Origin of the sequence: Aeromonas sp. D3 (genome assembly GCF_027705025.1) — a bacterium.
GTDB classification, from domain to species: Bacteria; Pseudomonadota; Gammaproteobacteria; order Enterobacterales; family Aeromonadaceae; genus Aeromonas; species Aeromonas salmonicida.
The window spans coordinates 64,255-83,013 of sequence record NZ_JAPDBE010000020.1 but is presented as its reverse complement, the minus strand read 5'-3'; the positions used below and the strand labels follow the sequence as shown (position 1 = coordinate 83,013).

The 18,759-nt window shown below is 58.3% G+C and carries 12 protein-coding genes and 1 pseudogene; 7 read left to right on the top strand and 6 right to left on the bottom strand.

Annotation, left to right across the window (positions count from 1 at the left end; genetic code table 11):
• The first annotated feature begins 161 nt into the window (after positions 1-161).
• The 5 genes from OKC28_RS13145 (at position 162) to OKC28_RS13125 (ending at position 6,481) form a co-directional block, all read left to right on the top strand.
• Positions 162-350: a hypothetical protein gene (locus tag OKC28_RS13145; protein ID WP_270689622.1), complete on the top strand. Its 189-nt coding sequence runs from the start codon at positions 162-164 to the stop codon at positions 348-350.
• A 19-nt stretch (positions 351-369) separates the two neighbouring features.
• Complete coding sequence (locus tag OKC28_RS13140) at positions 370-909, top strand: hydrolase (RefSeq protein ID WP_256684240.1); 540 nt, start codon at positions 370-372, stop codon at positions 907-909.
• A gap of 377 nt (positions 910-1,286) precedes the next feature.
• Complete coding sequence (gene asp / locus OKC28_RS13135; protein WP_256684242.1) at positions 1,287-3,164, top strand: serine protease Asp; 1,878 nt, start codon at positions 1,287-1,289, stop codon at positions 3,162-3,164.
• An 18-nt stretch (positions 3,165-3,182) separates the two neighbouring features.
• Positions 3,183-3,644 (top strand): serine protease chaperone, encoded by a 462-nt coding sequence (locus OKC28_RS13130; protein WP_256684244.1) that lies wholly within the window; start codon positions 3,183-3,185, stop codon positions 3,642-3,644.
• Positions 3,645-4,099: 455 nt separating this feature from the next.
• On the top strand, positions 4,100-6,481 hold the full coding sequence (locus OKC28_RS13125) for a beta-glucosidase family protein (protein WP_270689618.1): 2,382 nt from the start codon (positions 4,100-4,102) through the stop codon (positions 6,479-6,481).
• Between the two features lie 96 nt (positions 6,482-6,577).
• Here the strand turns inward: OKC28_RS13125 and OKC28_RS13120 are convergent, their stop codons facing one another.
• Together OKC28_RS13120 and ppsA are read right to left on the bottom strand one after the other, a co-directional pair.
• Positions 6,578-7,555: an AraC family transcriptional regulator gene (locus OKC28_RS13120; RefSeq protein ID WP_270689616.1), complete on the bottom strand. Its 978-nt coding sequence runs from the start codon at positions 7,553-7,555 to the stop codon at positions 6,578-6,580.
• A 354-nt stretch (positions 7,556-7,909) separates the two neighbouring features.
• The gene (gene ppsA, locus OKC28_RS13115; protein WP_234579758.1) at positions 7,910-10,288 is read right to left on the bottom strand and encodes a phosphoenolpyruvate synthase; all 2,379 of its coding nucleotides are present in this window, start codon (positions 10,286-10,288) and stop codon (positions 7,910-7,912) included.
• 320 nt (positions 10,289-10,608) lie between these two features.
• On the opposite strand from ppsA, the gene ppsR reads away from it, so the two are divergent.
• Complete coding sequence (gene ppsR, locus OKC28_RS13110; RefSeq protein ID WP_021140498.1) at positions 10,609-11,421, top strand: posphoenolpyruvate synthetase regulatory kinase/phosphorylase PpsR; 813 nt, start codon at positions 10,609-10,611, stop codon at positions 11,419-11,421.
• A 122-nt stretch (positions 11,422-11,543) separates the two neighbouring features.
• Here ppsR and OKC28_RS13105 read toward each other — a convergent pair.
• A pseudogene (locus OKC28_RS13105) lies at positions 11,544-11,811 on the bottom strand (hypothetical protein).
• A 361-nt stretch (positions 11,812-12,172) separates the two neighbouring features.
• On the opposite strand from OKC28_RS13105, the gene OKC28_RS13100 reads away from it, so the two are divergent.
• Entirely contained in the window at positions 12,173-13,549 is a 1,377-nt protein-coding gene (locus tag OKC28_RS13100; protein ID WP_058395488.1) for an amino acid permease, read from the top strand.
• Between the two features lie 245 nt (positions 13,550-13,794).
• On the opposite strand, the gene OKC28_RS13095 is transcribed toward OKC28_RS13100, so the two are convergent.
• The 3 genes from OKC28_RS13095 to OKC28_RS13085 form a co-directional block, all read right to left on the bottom strand.
• A complete protein-coding gene (locus tag OKC28_RS13095) occupies positions 13,795-14,499 on the bottom strand; it encodes an SIMPL domain-containing protein (RefSeq protein ID WP_021140495.1) in 705 nt (234 codons plus the stop codon).
• A gap of 56 nt (positions 14,500-14,555) precedes the next feature.
• Positions 14,556-15,113, bottom strand: coding sequence for a hypothetical protein (locus OKC28_RS13090; RefSeq protein ID WP_270689608.1), 558 nt, complete (start codon positions 15,111-15,113; stop codon positions 14,556-14,558).
• An 86-nt stretch (positions 15,114-15,199) separates the two neighbouring features.
• On the bottom strand, positions 15,200-18,759 hold a 3,560-nt coding region (locus OKC28_RS13085), incomplete at its 5' end, for a VWA domain-containing protein (RefSeq protein WP_270689606.1).

The following is an 18,759-nucleotide window of genomic DNA, read 5'->3' as shown; positions in this document are numbered from 1 at the left end:
CTCCTGCATGGAGACGCGATTAGATCACAGACGATCTGCCTGTTCAAATTTCATTAACAAAGTGCGATCCCGCCCTGATGGTCAGCCCGCGGCACCCGGCCGGATCAGCCCCGTCACAGGGGGTCAGCATCGGCCTCGCACTGGCCATTGGGTTGTTTATCATGGCATTCAACTATGTAGCTTATCGCGGGCTCACAGAGCCGGTGAAGGGCTTCAAGGTTGTCTTCTGGTGCTTTATTGCGCTGCATCTGTTCGCCTTGCCGATCGGTACCGCCATCGCGCTGACCCTCATCTATTTGTGGAACAAGTCGCGTACATCTGTCATCCGTCCACTGGGCGCCACACTCTGATCTGATCCAAGGAGCCATCATGCTGACCGCCTCTACCACAGGCCTGCTGGTCGTCGATATTCAGGGCAAGCTGGCACGGCTCGTCGAGGAGAGCTCTGCCCTGATTGCCAATAGCTCACGGCTGGTACAAGGGGCCCAGGCGCTGGGTTTACCGGTTGTCTGGCTGGAACAGAATCCGGACAAGCTGGGGCCAACGGTGCCCGAGTTGCAGCCGCTGCAGAGCGGTGCCCCCGTGCTGACCAAATTCAGCTTCGGCGCGCTGGGGGAGCCGGCAGTGGCAGCCGCCCTCGCCCGGATCGGCAGACGCCATTGGCTGGTGTGCGGCATAGAGGCTCATATCTGCGTCTACCAGACTGTGCTGGGGCTGCTCGGCAGCGGCGCCGATGTCTCCCTGGTGGTGGATGCGGTGTCCTCCCGCAGCGCCGCCAACCGCGACTTGGCCATCGCTCAGCTGGCCACTTGTGGAGCGCGGCTCACCTCGGTGGAAATGTGCCTCTATGAGCTGCTGGGGGATTGCCGCCATCCGGCGTTTCGCCCGATCCTTGCCTTGATCAAATAACGGCTGACCACTCTCGGTCAGCACCTCACAAAAACGCGGCGCCACTGGCGCCGTTTTTATTGCCGCTTGGAGATAAGCCATATCCGATCAGGGCCAACTCAAAGTGGCAGCCTCGGCACGACCGCAGCCAGGGTGAATGATGGATTAATAACATATTGATCTATAAAGACAAAGATCAACAGCCCCCAACTGAGAAAAGTTCTCAATACAGCACATAAAGGGATTCGCCGGAACCCCCATATGGTTTGAAACAGATTTGTAATGGGATTTTTTTGAGCCTTATCCCAGAACTGAAATGAGCGCTTTTTGGCTCTGTTTTTCCCGTGTATAGATGCCAGTCGCACCCAGGACGGTGCGATATAAGATGGAGTTTATCAATGAGAAAAACATCGTTGGCGTTGGCAATCTCGGCCCTGCTCTCGGCCCTGCCTATCGCTTCAGTTCAGGCTAATGAGAGTTGCATCCCACTCACCGGCAAAGAGGCCGGACTCGATACAGGCCGCAGCAGCGCAGTACGCTGTCTGCCCGGCATCAATCCCCTGCAGGACCAGCAGTGGCACCTGCTCAACAGCGGCCAGAATGCCTTCAGCCCTCGCGGCGGCGTGGCGGGCAATGATCTCAACCTCTGGTGGGCACACCGCACCGAGGTACTGGGTCAGGGCATCAATGTGGCTGTGGTGGACGATGGCCTGGCCATAGCGCACCCGGATCTGGCAGACAATGTGCGCCCGGGTTCACGTAACGTAGTGACCGGCAGCGACGATCCGACTCCGACCGATCCGGACAGTGCCCACGGTACTTCGGTATCCGGCATCATAGCCGCGGTGGACAACAGCATAGGCACCTTGGGGGTAGCCCCTCGCGCCCAATTGCAGGGCTTCAACCTGCTCGATGACAACAGCCAGCAGCTGCAAAAAGATTGGCTCTACGCTCTTGGCGGCAACGCCGTCACCGCGGACAACCGGGTCTTCAACCAGAGTTACGGCATGAGCCTGGTCGAACCAGAAGGGGCCAACGGGCTGGATCAGGTGCAGCTCGATCGCCTGTTCGAACAGCGGACCCAGCAGGCCCAAGGCGCGGCCTATATCAAGGCGGCGGGCAACGGCTTCAACCGGATTGCCTCCGGCAACTATGTGCTCAACCGTACCGGCAACCTGCCCAAGCTGCCGTTCGAGAACAGCAACATTGATCCCTCCAACAGCAACTTCTGGAACCTGGTGGTGAGCGCCATCAACGCGGACGGGGTACGTTCTTCCTACTCCAGCGTCGGCAGCAACGTCTTCCTGAGCGCCCCCGGCGGGGAATACGGCACGGATGCGCCCGCCATGGTGACCACGGATCTGCCCGGCTGCGACATGGGTTACAACCGGGTGGACGATCCCAGCACCAACCGGCTGCACAACAACCCGCAACTGGATGCCAGCTGCGACTATAACGGCGTGATGAACGGCACCTCCTCGGCCACCCCGAACACCACAGGCGCCATGGCGCTGCTGATGTCCGCCTATCCGGACTTGTCGGTGCGGGATCTGCGCGATCTGCTGGCCCGCAACGCCACCCGACTCGACGCCAATCAGGTGCCCGTACAGATAAGCTACACGGCTGCCAACGGCCAGCGCCGCCAGGTGACGGGTCTGGAGGGGTGGGAGCGCAACGCGGCCGGCCTCTGGTACAGCCCGACCTATGGTTTCGGCCTGGTGGATGTGAACAAGACCCTGACCCGCGCCGCCAGCCACGAACCGCTGCCGCCACTGGTACAGTTGCCCTGGCAGAAGGTGACGGTCCGGGATCGCGCCGTCGGTGCCATCCCGGATGTGGGCAGCAGCCCGACCCGCTCCAGCACTGTGGTCGATCAGCCATTGACGGTAGAGGCCGTGCAGGTGATGGTGAGCCTGGATCACCAGCGGCTGCCCGACTTGCTGATCGAACTGGTCTCGCCATCCGGCACCCGCAGCGTGTTGCTCAACCCCAACAACAGCCTGGTGGGACAATCCCTCGACCGGCAGCAGCTGGGCTATGTGCGCACCAAGGGGCTGCGTGACATGCGCATGCTCTCCCACAAGTTCTACGGCGAACCGGCTCAGGGCGAGTGGCGCCTGGAGGTGACCGACGTGGCCAATGGCAGCCGCCAGGTCTCACTGCTCGATCGCAGAACCAACACCCGCAGCACCCTGATCGAACGCAACAACAGCCAGCCGGGTCAACTGCTCGACTGGTCCCTGCGGGTACTCGGTCACGACGCAGCCCGTTCCTGATCACAGAGGAGTCATAACATGAAACACAGCTTACTCAGCCTTGCCCTGGCAAGCCTGCTGGCCTCGGTCTGCGTACACGCAACGGCCGACGAATCGGTAGTGATCGATGGCAAGCAGTACAACACCATAGAGGTGAATGGCAAAACCTACCTGACGCCGGATAACGGCAACAAGAAACGGGTCGCCCGCAGCCTGGATGGCAAGGTGCCACAACAGACCCTGCGCAGCGGCGACGTCCTGCTGCAAGGGGTCGCCAGCCCTGAGCTGACCGTCAGCGGCACCCTGCTGGTAGAGGCCGATGACAATCAGGCCAAGACGCTGGCGGGTCGCCACGGCCTGCAGTTCAAGCAGAGCAGCGGCGGCATCGCCCTGCTGGAAGCCAAACCCGGCACGGATCTGAACGCCATCGCCACCCAGCTCAAGCAACAAGGAGTCAGGGTGCAGATCGAACTGGCCGGTGCACTGAAACAGCCAAAGTGAGCAAGCCCTTGCGCTGACAAGCGCGAGGTATCTTGCACACGCCGAGGGGGCCGCAGGCCCCCTCTCTTCTGCCCGAGCGCCGGCGCCCTGCACCTCACGGCAAATCGCAACCCAAGCCGGACCGCCCTGTTGCAACCATCCTCAATGGTGGGTCATCCAGCCTCCCCTTTCCCCTCCCTTCCGCACAGCCTGTGATGCGACCCCTGTCACAACTTGGCACCCTTGCTCCCAACTGCACATTTCTCGCTCCGCCAAGGCAAGGCGCAGTCAGCCCGACTTGCTAACCTGCCTGCGGCTCCGGCCATGGCTGCACCCTTGCACATGCACCCTGGCCCACCCTGAGCCGTCATCGATATCCATGGGAACCCGCCATCAGAGCGGCCGCCCGGCCCGATCACTTGCCGGTGTCGATATCGCACTTGCCTTTTTATTCAGACAGTTACGAGGAAGTCTTCATGCCTATCACGACAAAAATGAAAGCGGTTTCACTCGGTGTCAGCCTAACGCTGGCCGGGCTGCTGGTTGGCTGCAACCAGAACGACTCGGACCCCTTGGTAAAAGACGATGCCTACTACCGCGGTCAGGCCGAAGCCATGGTGGCCAAGCTCACCCTGGACGAGAAGCTGAGCCTGCTCTCCGGCCCAGGTTATGGCAGCGCCAACAGCGCCATCAACCTCAAGCAGGATGTCGCCGGGGTAGCGGGCTACATCAACGGGGTAACGCGCAGTGCCGACGGTATCGACATTCCGGCTCTGAAACTGGCCGATGGCCCGGCGGGCCTGCGGATCAGCGCCAACCGCGACGGCGACAGCACCACCTATTACGCCACCGCCTGGCCCATCGGCTCCCTGCTCGCCTCCAGCTGGGACGTCAGCCTGGTCAAGTCCGTGGGTGAAGCCATGGGGGACGAGGTGCGCCAGTACGGGGTCGATATCCTGCTGGCCCCCGGCATGAACATCCAGCGCAACCCGCTCAATGGCCGCAACTTCGAGTACTACTCGGAAGACCCGCTGCTCACCGGCAAGATAGGCGCCGCCATGGTCAACGGGGTGGAAAGCAACGGAGTCGGCACCACCATCAAGCACTACTTTGGCAACAACTCTGAAACCAACCGGAATCAGATCAACGACATCGGCGAGCCGAGAACCTTCCGTGAAATTTATCTGCGTGGCTTCCAGATCGCGGTGGACGAGGCACAGCCATGGGCAATCATGACCTCCTACAACAAGTTCAACGGCACTTATGTCAACGAGCGCAAGGATGCCATAACCGATGTGCTGCGCGGTGAGTGGCAATTCGACGGCCTGGTGATGTCAGACTGGTTCGCAGGCGATGTGGCCAACAACGCCTACAAGCAGGTGCTGGCGGGGCAGGATTTGATTGAACCTGGCAACGTCAAGGAGCAGTTGCAGCAATCCATCGAGCAGGGCGATCTCAACGAGGCCAAGGTGACCGAGGCCGCCATCCATATCCTGACCCAGGTGATGAAGAGCCCCTCTTACAACCAGCTGGCCGTCAGCAACAGCCCGGATCTGGCCGCCCACGCCAAACTGGCTCGCCAGGCCGGAGCCGAAAGCATGGTGCTGCTGCGCAACGAAGCCACCGCCCTGCCCATCGCCGCGACCAGCAAGGTGGCCAGCTTTGGCATCAACCAGATCAACACCTACAAGGGTGGCACCGGCAGCGGGGATGTGAACGCCGCCAGCACTACCACCATAGCCCGGGGGCTGGCCAGCCGTTTCCCGGTCAACGACACGCTGCAAACTTACTACGGCGATTTTTATGAGGCCAACAAGGTCTATCACGAGGGGCAATTCGGCGCCAAAGGCTACTACACCTGCGATGAGGCCACCGTCAGCCCCGAACTCGCCAGTTTGATCACCACGGCTGCCGGTGAGCAGGATGTGGCGGTCATCAGCATAGGCCGTCAGGCCGGTGAAGGGGCGGATCGCACCGACAGCAAGGGCGACTACCTGCTCGGCGATGACGAGACCGCCCTTATCGATGCGGTGAGCGGCGCCTTCCACGCCCAGGGCAAAAAGGTGGTGGTGGTGCTCAACGTCAACGGCGTCATCGACACAGCCCAGTGGGGCCACAAGGTGGACGCCATACTGCTGGCCTACATGGCGGGTCAGGAAACCGGCCATGCGGTGGCCGACGTGCTGTCGGGGGCGGTCAACCCCAGTGGCAAGCTGGCCCAGAGCTTCCCGTTAAGCTACGCCAGCGTGCCCTCCGCCGGCACCTTCCCGGGTGAAGATACCGACGGTGACGGCGAGCCGGACGATCTCTACTACAACGAGGGGATCTATGTGGGCTATCGCTACTACAGCACCTTCGACAAGGCGGTTTCCTACCCGTTCGGCTTTGGCCTCTCCTACACCAGCTTCGGCTACACCAGCCCCGCCATCGCCAACAATACCCTGGCCGATGGCGCGGCCGGCAGCCTGGTGCTGACGGCAACCATCACCAACACGGGCGCCGTGGCAGGCAAGGAGGCGGCCCAGGTCTATGTCACCGCCCCCGAGGTCAAACTGCAAAAACCGACCATAGAGCTCAAGGCCTTTGCCAAGACCAAGCAGCTGGCACCGGGCGCCGCCGAGCAGCTGAGCTTCACCATTCCGGCCAGCATACTCGCCAGCTTCGATGAGGCCAGCAACCAGTGGATAGTGGAGCCGGGCAGTTACAGCGCCTACATCAGCCCCTCTTCGGATGTCTCCGCCACCACGCCGGTCACCTTCACGGTGAGCAAGGAGATAGTGGTGAGCAGCACGACCCCGGGCACCCTGGCCCTTCCGGAAGGCGTGGACCCTGCCACAGTGACCACTGTCACCAAATAAGCCGGCGACAGTGACAGCATAAAATAATGGGAGCGGCGTGTTAACGTGCGCTCCCATTTTCTGTACCGGGAACGCTTGACGAGACCAGCGCCGTTATTATTGGCGAGTATTTCGGTAGGCCAACGGCGTCATATTGGTATTGGCCTTGAAGAAACGATTGAAGGCACTCTGGGAGGAAAAACCCATCAGGTCGCTGATATTTTGCAGTGGCTGGTCCCCATCCCCCAATAAACGGCACGCCTCCATCATCTTGACCTGTTTCAAGATGGCCGAGAAGCTACTGCCCTCCCCCTGCAATTTCCGGTTCAGGGTCCAGCGGCTGATATTCATGGCCGAACAGACATCCTTGAGTAAATTGTCATCGCACTCCATGACACCGCTGCGAATGTTATGGCGGATCATGTCAGCCACCAGATTGGCAAAGGGCACCCGCTCATCAATGTCGAGGCAGATATGCTCAAGCTGGCTTGTCTGCAAACGGCAAAGGGGCCCGTTATAGCCATCGGCTCGGCTATCCAGCAGGGCATTGCTTATGGTCAGGGTGTTGCTAGGCTGATCCCAGCGACAGTGGGTTCCAAAGAAGTGATCCAGCTGGCGGTGAGAGCCCAGCGACTTGCCAATGAGCCCCACCGACACCGTCAGGTTTGGCACATAAACCAGCAGGATCCGGTAGAGGATGACAAAATTGGGGATGGCCTGGCTGGCGCCCAGGGCGGCAGGCCCTTGATTGATATATTCATATTGGGTGTGAGACGCCCCCTCCCTCACCTGAAAATTGTCGCAGTTGCCGATGACGGTGCGATAGGCCAGCAGGGCTTTGATGGCGGCGCGAGGGGACGGCTGGTTCAGGCATAGACTGATGAGTGCCGGGTAGTGCTGGTAGAGCTCGGCGATATCGTAAGACAGTATGCCCTCGTGAAAGCCATTCAGATGCCGCTGCATCAGGCTCAGCATGCGGTAATGGCTGTGGGCCTGGATCCGGCCATGCTCACGGTGGATATCGAATGGCGTCAGACCGGCAGCCATCAGAATGGCATCCGTATCTCCCCCTTGCTGCTGACAGGCTGCCAGCATTCTTCTGATCACTTGATTTGATACGCTCTGTGACATTTGCCTGCCCTGGCCACATTAATAACAAGAAACATATTTATTGATGCGTCGAGTACAAGTGGAACCTATATTTTTAACCTGACCCGACATGACGTGAATATGGTGATCCGCCAGTCTGTCCATGACATGGCAGGGTTATTATGGCGTGGTGAGGCAGTGAACCTATGTAACGGAGTGTAAGATCAGGATCTGGCGCGCTTATTTTGGCAGAGAAGTAAAAATATGGCGTAAAAATAACACCGAGCAGTCATTAAAAGATAAAAACGGCGCCCTGTCAGGGCGCCGTTTTTATTATCGCAGTTGTTAATCAACACAGACTCAGCGAGCCTTGTGTTGCTCCGCCAGATAGAGCCAGGTATCGACCACTGTATCCGGGTTGAGGGACACAGAGTCTATGCCCTGCTCGACCAGCCAGGCGGCAAAGTCAGGATGATCCGAGGGGCCCTGACCGCAGATGCCGACATACTTGCCCGCCTTGCGCGCAGCCTGGATGGCCATCGACAACAACGCCTTGACCGCCTCGTTGCGTTCGTCGAACAGGTGGGCGATGAGGCCCGAATCCCTGTCCAGTCCGAGTGTAAGCTGGGTCATGTCGTTGGAGCCGATGGAGAAGCCATCCACGTGCTGCAGGAACTGATCCGCCAGCAGGGCGTTGGAGGGGATCTCGCACATCATGATCACCTTCAATCCTCGCTCGCCACGGCGCAGCCCGTTCTCGGCCAGGATGTCGATCACCTGGGCGGCCTCACCCACTGTGCGCACGAAGGGGATCATCACCTCGACGTTGGTCAACCCCATGACGTCGCGCACCCGCTTGATGGCTTCACACTCCAGCGCAAAGCAGGGACGGAAACTGTCGGCTATGTAACGTGCCGCGCCACGGAACCCTATCATGGGGTTCTCTTCGTGGGGCTCATAGTCACGCCCGCCGACCAGATTGGCGTACTCGTTGGACTTGAAGTCCGACATCCGCACTATGACCCGCTCCGGCCAGAAGGCGGCACCCAGAGTGGCGATCCCCTCGGTCAGCTTGGCGACATAGTATTCCCTCGGATTGTCGTAGCCTGCGATCATCTTAGCGATGGTGGCCTGAAGTTCCGGGCTCTGCTGGTCGAATTCCAGCAAGGCCTTGGGATGCACACCAATCATGCGATTGATGATGAACTCGAGCCGCGCCAGACCCACACCGGCATTGGGCAGCTGGGCGAAATCAAACGCCCGGTCCGGATTGCCGACGTTCATCATGATCTTGATGGGCAAGGGTGGCATGTTGCCCACTTCGGTCACAGCCACATCGAAATCGAGCTCGCCGTCATAGATGAAGCCGGTATCCCCTTCCGCGCAGGAGACGGTGATGAGCTGACCCGGGGCAATATGATCGGTGGCATTGCCACAACCCACCACGGCCGGAATACCCAGCTCCCGGGCTATGATGGCGGCGTGACAGGTACGCCCGCCACGGTTGGTGACGATGGCGGAGGCCCGCTTCATGATGGGCTCCCAGTCCGGATCCGTCATGTCGGTGACCAGCACATCGCCGGGCTGCACCTCGTCCATCTGGCTGATGGAGGAGATGACCCGCGCCGGACCCGCACCAATCTTGTGGCCGATGGCTCGCCCTTCGATCAGCACCTTGCCCGCCTGTTTAAGGGCGAAACGCTCCAGGGTATTGGCCTCCTGACGGCTGCGCACCGTCTCGGGACGCGCCTGCACTATGTAGAGCTGGCCATCCTGTCCATCCTTGGCCCACTCGATATCCATGGGGCGACCATAGTGCTGCTCTATGATGAGGGCCTGCTTGGCCAGCTCCATCACCTCGGCATCCGTGATACAGAAGCGGTTGCGTTCGGTCTCGGTCGTGTCGACGATCTTCACCTGACGGCCATGACCGGCATCGTCCGAGTAGGTCATCTTGATAAGTTTGGAGCCGAGGGTCTTGCGCACCACGGCAGGGCGCCCGCCCCTGAGGGTTGGCTTGTGCACATAAAACTCATCCGGGTTGACTGCGCCCTGCACCACCATCTCGCCCAGGCCTTGAGCGCCTGTGATAAAGACAACGTCGTTGAAACCGGATTCGGTATCCAGGGTGAACATGACGCCGGAGGCGGCCAGATCCGAGCGCACCATGCGCTGCACCCCGGCCGAGAGTGCCACGCCCTTGTGGTCATAACCCTGGTGCACCCGATAGGAGATGGCGCGGTCATTGAACAGTGAAGCAAACACATGCTTGACGGCAATCATGACGGCATCGATGCCGCGTACGTTGAGGAAGGTCTCCTGCTGACCGGCAAAGGAAGCGTCCGGCATATCCTCGGCGGTGGCGGAGGAGCGCACCGCGAAAGAGGCATCCAGACCCGCACTCAGCTTGTCGTAGGCGGCGCAGATCGCCTGCTCCAGTGCTGGCTGGAACGGGGCTTCGATCACCCAGTCGCGGATCTGCTGACCCGCCCGGTTGAGGGCGCCTATGTCGTCCACATCCAGGTTATCGAGCAGATCATGGATCTTGCCGTTGAGGCCGCTTGACTCCAGAAACTCGTTAAACGCAAAGGCCGTGGTCGCAAAGCCACCCGGCACGGATACACCGGCACCAGAGAGGTTGCTGATCATCTCGCCAAGGGATGCGTTCTTGCCGCCAACTCGTTCTACATCTTGCATTCCGAGTTGTTCGTACCAGAGTACGTACTGTTGCACTTGCATGTCTCCAGGTTGGTGGGCTCGGGTGCCATGGCACCTTCTGCGCCAAATTAGGTGCGTGAGTTATATGCGTTATTGTCCGTTTCTACTGTTGCCAACGACCATGAAAACGTTTTCTATTTGTTGTCAAAAAAATCCCCGAGCAAGATTTGGGGATGGTCGAATGACACAGACATTCTACAATGCCAACACAAAAAGGTAACGACTCAGGTTTGCAAGCCACTTCACAACTTGGGCACAGCAGATCGGTTGACAAAATAGATATGGTTTCGAGAGATACTGACTGCTCGCAACCTCACCAGCCCGCATCACAGGAGCGCATCGTGCACACCGTATTCTATGTATCCGACGGCACTGCCATCACGGCCGAAGTATTCGGCCACGCCGTGTTGAGCCAGTTTCCACTGGTGTTCGAACAAGTCACCATCCCCTTCGTAGAGACCCTGGAGAAAGCCAGGCAGGTGCGGGCGCGTATCGACGAGCAGTTCCGCCAGACCGGGCTGCGGCCCATACTGTTTCACACCATAGTCGACCCCCTGGTACGGGAAGAGGTGCTCAAGGCCCAGGCGAGCGGCCACGACTTTCTCAACACCTTCGTCAGCCCGCTGGAGCAGGAGCTGGGGGTCAAGGCCGAGCCGAGACTCCATCGCACCCACGGCATGGAGAACCGCAAGCTCTATGACGATCGCATCGAGGCGGTCAACTTCGCACTGGCCAACGACGACGGCATCACCACCAAGGAGTATGAGGAGGCGGACATCATCCTCATCGGGGTCTCCCGCTGCGGCAAGACGCCGACCAGCCTCTATCTGGCGCTGCAATTTGGCATTCGCGCCGCCAACTATCCCTTTATCGAACAGGACATGGGCACCCTGGTGCTGCCCACCGCCCTCAAGGCCAATCGCCACAAGCTGTTCGGCCTCACCATAACGCCCCAGCGGCTGCACGAGATCCGCAATCAGCGCCGCGCCAACAGCCGCTACTCTTCGCTGGAGCAGTGCGAGCAGGAGTTGGCAAGCGTGGAGCGGCTATTTCGCCAGGAGGCGATCCGCTTCCTCGACACCAGTTCTCACTCGGTGGAGGAGATAAGCGCGAAAATTCTGGAGGCTACCGGCATGCGCCGTCAGCTCTACTGAAAGGGGAAAATATCCTGGAGATCAACGCACTGCCGACTTCATCCCGGGTGGCAAGTTGACGGGACAGATAAGCAGAAATGAAAACGGAGCCCAATGCTGTAGCATCTGGCTCCGTTTTTTGGCTAGCGGGGACGGGAGCCAGTGCTGTTCAACTCCTTGTTGTTCATCAGCATGGCGTAAAAGTTGAGCACGCCATAGCGCCTGCGTACCCGTTCAGTCAACCAGAGCGCCAGCTGTCAGCAGCACGGTTCGAAAGTGCATCACAAGATAGTCATCACCCTGCACAGCCCAGACAAGCATGCATCCCGCCGCCATGGCAAGCAACAGGGGCGAGAGCCAGACCGTCAACCAGAGCGCGACGGCCAGCAGGCTGCCAATAATACGTTGCATGAAGCCTGTCCTTTTCACGGAGGAGGCTTTATAAAACAGGAATCACTGAAAGAGTCAACTGAACAGCATTCGATTGTTCACAATACAGCCAGTCACTCCTCTTTTTGTATTTGGAGTCCTGAAAAACCTGCTTGATGCCGAAAAAACCAACGAATGATAAGGAAAACAGGTGCGTTGACGGCTGATTATCACTATTCTGCTTCCGTTGGTAGCCGCTACAAAAAACAACAAGCGACCTGCCGTAACGAAATAAATACGGATTTCGTCACGTTTCAAGCACGCTTTGCCGTGCAAGGTCACATGGAGTGACTCGACGGGCGAGATGACAGACGAGTGACATCAGAGACGTAAGGAAGGAAGAATGGATCTTCAACAAGACGGCGAGGAGCTGAAGCGCGGCCTGAAAAACCGCCATATCCAGCTCATCGCATTGGGCGGCGCCATAGGTACCGGCCTGTTTCTCGGGATTGCCCAGACCATCAAGATGGCGGGCCCCTCAGTGCTGCTCGGCTATGCCATCGGCGGCTTTATCGCCTTTCTTATCATGCGCCAGCTGGGCGAGATGGTGGTGGAAGAGCCGGTAGCGGGCTCCTTCAGCCACTTTGCCTACAAATACTGGGGTGACTTCGCCGGTTTCGCCTCCGGCTGGAACTACTGGGTACTCTACGTGCTGGTAAGCATGGCCGAGCTGACGGCGGTCGGCATCTATGTCCAGTACTGGTGGCCCGAGATCCCGACCTGGATGTCGGCTGCCGTCTTCTTCGTGCTGATCAACGCCATCAACCTCTCCAACGTCAAGGCGTTCGGCGAGATGGAGTTCTGGTTTGCCATCATCAAGGTGGTCGCTATCGTCGGCATGATTGGCTTTGGCGGCTACCTGCTCGCCAGCGGCAACGGCGGACCGGATGCCAGCATCACCAATCTGTGGGACCAGGGCGGTTTCTTCCCCAACGGCATCAGCGGTCTGGTGATGGCGATGGCGGTGATCATGTTCTCGTTCGGTGGCCTTGAGCTGGTAGGGATCACGGCCGCAGAGGCGGATGACCCCGAGAAGAGCATTCCCAAGGCCACCAATCAGGTGATCTACCGTATCCTGATTTTCTACATTGGCGCCCTGGCCGTGCTGATGTCCCTCTATCCCTGGGGCAAGGTCGTGGAAGGCGGCAGTCCCTTCGTGATGATCTTCCACGCGCTGGATAGCAACCTGGTGGCAACCGTGCTCAACATGGTGGTGCTGACCGCTGCATTGTCGGTCTACAACAGCTGTGTCTACTGCAACAGCCGCATGCTGTTCGGTCTGGCCAAGCAAGGCAACGGCCCGCGCAGCCTGCTCAAAACCAGCAAGAGCGGTGTGCCCGTAGTGGCTATCTCCGTCTCTGCAGCGGCAACCCTCTTGTGTGTGCTGATCAACTACCTGATGCCGGGCAAGGCGTTCGAGCTGCTGATGGCACTGGTGGTTTCGGCACTGGTCATCAACTGGGCCATGATAAGCCTTGCGCACCTGAAGTTTCGCAAGAGCAAGCAGGCCGAAGGGGTTGAGCCCAAGTTCAAGGCGTTCTGGTATCCACTGGGTAACTACCTCTGCCTCGCCTTCATGGCCGGTATTCTGGTCATCATGTACCTGACCCCGGGCATCCAGATCTCGGTGCTGCTCATCCCGGTCTGGATCGTCGTGCTGGCCATCGGTTATCAACTCAAGCTGAAACGTCAGGGACGTCTTGCCGCCGACCTTGGCTGATTTTTCCGACGCTCGTTACTCAAATGCCGGTCACTGACCGGCATTTTTCTATCCCTCTTCTATCTGCTGCCAGATGCTGAGCACAGGGATGCAAGCCATCAAGCCTGCAAGAATGGGAGCCTGCTGCCCGCCAGGCGATATCACTTGCTTGCTGATGCGCGCAAAAAACTGCCGTAAAAACAACAAGCCCGAGGGGTGAGCCTCGGGCTTGGGACAGGTGAGGGACAGGGCCGGAGGCCATCCCCTTACTCCAGCAGGAAGACGGCTTCCACGTTGTCCGTGATGCTGATCTGCTGCTGTTGATAACTGTTTTCCATCATGTCGGCGGCAGGGGCCATGGCGGCGGCCTTGAGTGCACGGCTATAGATGGGCATGGGGGTATTGTTGCGGTACTCCACGCTGTAAACCTTGCCAAGCTTCATGCCGAACGCCTTGGCCAGGGACTCCGCCTTGTTCTTGGCATCCTCGACCGCACCAATACGAGCCTGCTCCTTGATGATCTGCGGCGACTTGAGACCGTACTCAATCTGGGAGACTGACTCCAGACCCGCCTTGAGAGCGGTATCCATCAGCCCGCTCAGTTTGTCGAGCTGATAGAGTTTGACCGCGAGTTGACGCTGGGCACGGTATCCCACCAGTTCCGGTTTCTTGTTCTGCGGATACTGATACTCGGGAGAGATCACCAGGTTGCCCGCTTCCACATCGCTGCGCTTGATGCCCAGCCCTTCCAGCTGACCAAAGAAGGCCGCAACCTTGCTATCGACCTGCTGCTTGGCCTTGATGCCCTGCTTTTCCAATGCAGTGACCGCAACATTGAGGGTCAGCATATCGGGTTCGGCCTTTTGCTCGGCATAACCACTTACCACCAGATGTGGGGCTTGCGGTACTTCGAGCGCGAATAACGGAGCACTGACAACCAGAGCGGAAAGGGTAAGAAGGGAACGCCACATATAAAAAAACCTCAATCAATTAGAGTGAGGTCATTATGCCCGTGGCTGAATGGGATTCATATATCGTGCAGTGGCGGTATCTGATCCAGTACCTGATTGGTCATATCGATACTGATGCTGATCTCATTGCCCATCGGCTCAGGATGACTCGAGGCAACAGGTACGGCACTGCGGGAAGTGATCAGGTCTTCATCATCAAAATGGAACGAATCCCACGACAGAACATGTCCCTGTACCTGGCTAATGGGGTCTGCCAGCATGGATGTGGTCAGTGGAGCACAGTCGATACTGTCGGAGTGAATGAGCAGATCCTGCAAGCAGGCATGGCTCAAACTCTGCAGCGAATACTCCTGCTGCCCCTCATCATGCCCGACCAGCACCACCCTGTGAGGTGGCTCAGCATCCATTGCCGGATTAAATGCGATGGTGGCCGCCGCGAAGTCCACATTGAGGGAACCCGCCACGTCGCCATCTTCGCTTTCAAGATCCAGCCCGTCAATCCGGTCACCCGCCATGGTTGCCTGATAGCCAAACTGGCCGGTGCAGGTAATGCTGCCCTGCCCGTCCCAGCTATAGCGAATACCATCAATATCGACCCAATTAAATGACTGCATGGTGACCATCTCCTCTACTGCCGCTATCTTAGCCGCCCCCTCAGTCAAAAAACAGGGGCCAGGCATAGCCCGGCCCCGTTACCTGATTACGGATCAACCTTGAGGTTACCATCATCCAGCAGTTGCTTGATGATATCCTGGTTAGAACCCAGGGAGGCAAGATCAAGGGAGTTCTGGAACTGAATCGTCAGCTCGGAACCACCGACCACACCATCAGGGTCTATCGTCAACGTCTTGGTGGCGGTATCAAACTGCAAGTAACTGTCCAACGCCGCCGCCAAATCATCGTTGCTGCCACCAGTCGGCACCCCAACCAGCAAATCAGACAGATCCAGCACATCCCCCCCACTGGCCGTATTCCCCAGGGTAAAGTCCGTGATGTTGTCCGTACTGCCATCAGCATCGCCAGCAAGCCACTTGAAGGTATCGCTGCCAGCGCCCCCTGTCATGGTGTCGCTACCGAGGCCGCCGATCAGAATGTCATCACCCAGGCCACCGATCAAAGTGTCGTTGCCTGAGCCTCCATGCAGGTAATCATCCCCTTCACCACCATCAAGGGTGTCATTGCCTTCCTGGCCAAAGATAATGTCATTGCCAGTCCCACCCAGAAGAGTGTCATTACCACCGCTACGACCACCTTCAACACTCAGCTCTGTGAGGTGGGTACGGATATAGTCCACCGTCTGTTCACGAGTCCAACCATGACTTGTTTCCAGGGTCTCGAATACCAGCCAACCGGACCCTGCAGGCAAGGTCAGGCCCAACTGGGTTGCCAACGCATCGGTATTGAGCGCATCACCAAACAAAATGTCATTGCCTGCGCCCCCATCGACCACATCATTGCCAGCCCCAAGCAGCACAGTTATCTGATCGCCCTCGGTCAGTGCCGCCGTCAACTGCTCGGCACTGGTCACAATCTGGGCTTCCCCTATCGGGGCGCTGAAACCCTGCTCGACCCGGATATTGTCTATTCGCACTTCGGCAGTGCGACTGTTGGAGTTATCAAGCAACTCGAACACAAAGCCGTATTGCCCGGCTGCAAGCCCGTTGGTAGTGATGGTGCTGTAAGATGTTGTCCCAGATGTACCAATACCGGTGATCGTGCCACTTTGTAGTGGGCTGGCCAGATCCCAAGCACCGCCATCGAGCCTTACCAGCTTCCAGGTGAAGCTGTCACTGGAATTGACAGAACTCAAGGCATACTGGAACTGCAGGCTTGCGCCAGCTTGTGCCGCAGAAATCTGGATAGCGTTGGCAACGGCCAGCGCCAATACGGTTCTGTCAGTATCAGAACTCGTACGGTCATCCATGATGCGCAAGTAGCCTCCAGTGACAGTGTGGGTTCCCTGTGGATCACCGCTACGTACCCACCCCGAGGCTGCATTGATGCCACTGCCTCCACTGCCAAAGGTAGCCAGATCGAGGAAGCTGCCAGCGGAGTAGAACTGCGAGCCGGTTTCCGTCGTGTTGTCAAAGAACTTGAGCAGCTCCTGATTGACGCTGTTGGTTACCCCGATGGCATTGACCTGACTGATGCTGCTCAGCGACTCAAACGCATCGACAGACTCCTTGACCACCGTGTAGGTAGTACTATCGCCCGGGCCGGCAACCTGATTGCTGTCATTGATGTAGTAGGTTGGATTGCCATCCGTGACGAAGAAGGTCAGGTTTTCATAATCGGGATCTGCCTGACTGCCGTTATTGAACCACTGCACCGCCTGGTTGAAGGCTGCCTCATAGTTGGTCCCTCCGTTGGCAACCAGGGTATCAATGGCATTGGTCAGGTTGATCACATTGCTGGCATCCAGACCTACAATGGTCACGCGTTCACTGGCATTGGTGGCAAAACTGATCAGGGTGATATTGATCTCGCCATCATGATCCTTGAGCTGATTGGCCAGATGGGTCAGGGACGCCTTGAGCATGCTCAGGCGTCCGCCTTCCATACTGCCGGACACATCGACAACCAGAGCGATATTGTAGCTCTGGCCCGGGATGAAATTGGTGGTTGTGCCACCCACATCCCCGACCAGAATATCGTGACCAGCACCGCCTGCCACAACACCATCCACATTGCCATCCGAGTTGGGTACCTTGTGATCGTCGCCTGTGCCTGGTGTCCCCGTGCTGTCGGGGGTATCCGAGGAGTTGCTGCCCACCACCAGGATATTGGACGCCACAGGGGGCTCATTGCTCTTGACCGATACAGTGAAGTTGGCGCTGGCCTGATCGCCATCGCCGTCCGTCAAGGTAGCGCTGAAGTCGAGCTCAATATCGGGGGGCGTTATCTTGTCTATCACCCCGAAGTTCTCAATTCGTACCGAGTCATTACCATCCAGCACAAAGCGCACGTAGAGCTGACTGAACTCGCCGTCGGGCTCTATGCTGGCCAGCTGCATTGAGCCATTCAGACCTGACAGGACAAGCTCTCCTGAGTCGATGACGGTGACACCATCGGCCGCATAGGCCACCCACTGTATGGTGCTGGTATTGGTATTGCCAACCCCATACACATTGAAAGAGAGGCCATCAACACCCGTCGTGGTGGATACCTTGAACCCTTCGTTATTGTCCAGGTTGCCATTTTTGATCCCGAACCCGTTGTTGTTCGGATTAAGGTTATCTGCATCGCTGCCAGGCAGATTTTGAGGGTTATTGACACTGCCATTGAACAGCAGTCCATCGAACAGGACACCAATCCCGCCAGCAGTTACCCCAATCGTCTCAACCGGCCCACCGGCACCGAACTGTGAACCGATCGAGAAGGTCTGGGTTGGCTGCGGAGTGACAAGATTGAAGCTGTAAGTATTGTCTTCATTGAGTGTCAGGGTATAGAAGACTTCGGGTGGTTGCCCACTGCCATCAATAGTGGCTACCAGGGTCTTCCCGTCCATAGACAAGGTCTCGGTGATCCCGGCCAGATCCGGCCATCCGGTCAATGTCAGTCCACCACTGGCCAGAGGGCCGTCAGCCCCAAAGGAGACGCCAAACAATCCCCCCGTGGTGATGGTAGCCACATTCATAACCTCAAGACTTTCGATACCTGTGATCACCGGCATATCATCTTCAATGACAACACTGACCTGCTTGGTATCACTCAAATCACCGTCGCTGACCGACAGGTTGAACGTAAATGTCTCCAGCCCTTCCTGATTGTCTCCAAACTCATGATCGATGGGGCCCAGCAGGTCGACCGTGTATTTGCCCGTCGGATCCACAGATACCTGTATGACCGGGTTCCCACCCACAGAGCCAACCAGGATCGCAGAGCCGATACCGCTCCACACAACAGGCTGCCCACCGGAGCTCAAGCTGGATGGTGCTGAGAGAGTGAAGGTAAAGGCACTGCTGTCGATGTCCGTCACACCTGCCGTGGCATTGGCTGATGTGCTGTCAGTGGTATCGCCCGGATTGGGTGAATTATCCGGATTGGCCCCAAGCAACCCCTCTTCAGAGATACGCAGATCAGAGACGGTCAGCATGGGGGCATCATTGGTCGCAGTGACCGTCACGGTGAAGTCCTGATTGGCAGCACCCCCCTCGTCCGTGGTCCCCGCCACGTTGCCATCCACTACCCCGCTCCAGTCCGCCGGCAAGGTAAAGCCCGGCACACCCGCCACGCTCGTACCGCTCCAGCTGTAACTGC

What these genes read in the sequence shown, in the direction of transcription:
- OKC28_RS13145 (WP_270689622.1), top strand. Translation starts at nt 162, where the DNA reads ATGGCATTCAACTATGTAGCTTATCGCGGGCTCACAGAGCCGGTGAAG.
- OKC28_RS13140 (WP_256684240.1), top strand. Translation starts at nt 370, where the DNA reads ATGCTGACCGCCTCTACCACAGGCCTGCTGGTCGTCGATATTCAGGGC.
- asp (WP_256684242.1), top strand. Translation starts at nt 1,287, where the DNA reads ATGAGAAAAACATCGTTGGCGTTGGCAATCTCGGCCCTGCTCTCGGCC.
- OKC28_RS13130 (WP_256684244.1), top strand. Translation starts at nt 3,183, where the DNA reads ATGAAACACAGCTTACTCAGCCTTGCCCTGGCAAGCCTGCTGGCCTCG.
- OKC28_RS13125 (WP_270689618.1), top strand. Translation starts at nt 4,100, where the DNA reads ATGCCTATCACGACAAAAATGAAAGCGGTTTCACTCGGTGTCAGCCTA.
- OKC28_RS13120 (WP_270689616.1), bottom strand. Translation starts at nt 7,555, where the DNA reads ATGCTGGCAGCCTGTCAGCAGCAAGGGGGAGATACGGATGCCATTCTG.
- ppsA (WP_234579758.1), bottom strand. Translation starts at nt 10,288, where the DNA reads ATGCAAGTGCAACAGTACGTACTCTGGTACGAACAACTCGGAATGCAA.
- OKC28_RS13100 (WP_058395488.1), top strand. Translation starts at nt 12,173, where the DNA reads ATGGATCTTCAACAAGACGGCGAGGAGCTGAAGCGCGGCCTGAAAAAC.
- OKC28_RS13095 (WP_021140495.1), bottom strand. Translation starts at nt 14,499, where the DNA reads ATGTGGCGTTCCCTTCTTACCCTTTCCGCTCTGGTTGTCAGTGCTCCG.
- OKC28_RS13090 (WP_270689608.1), bottom strand. Translation starts at nt 15,113, where the DNA reads ATGCAGTCATTTAATTGGGTCGATATTGATGGTATTCGCTATAGCTGG.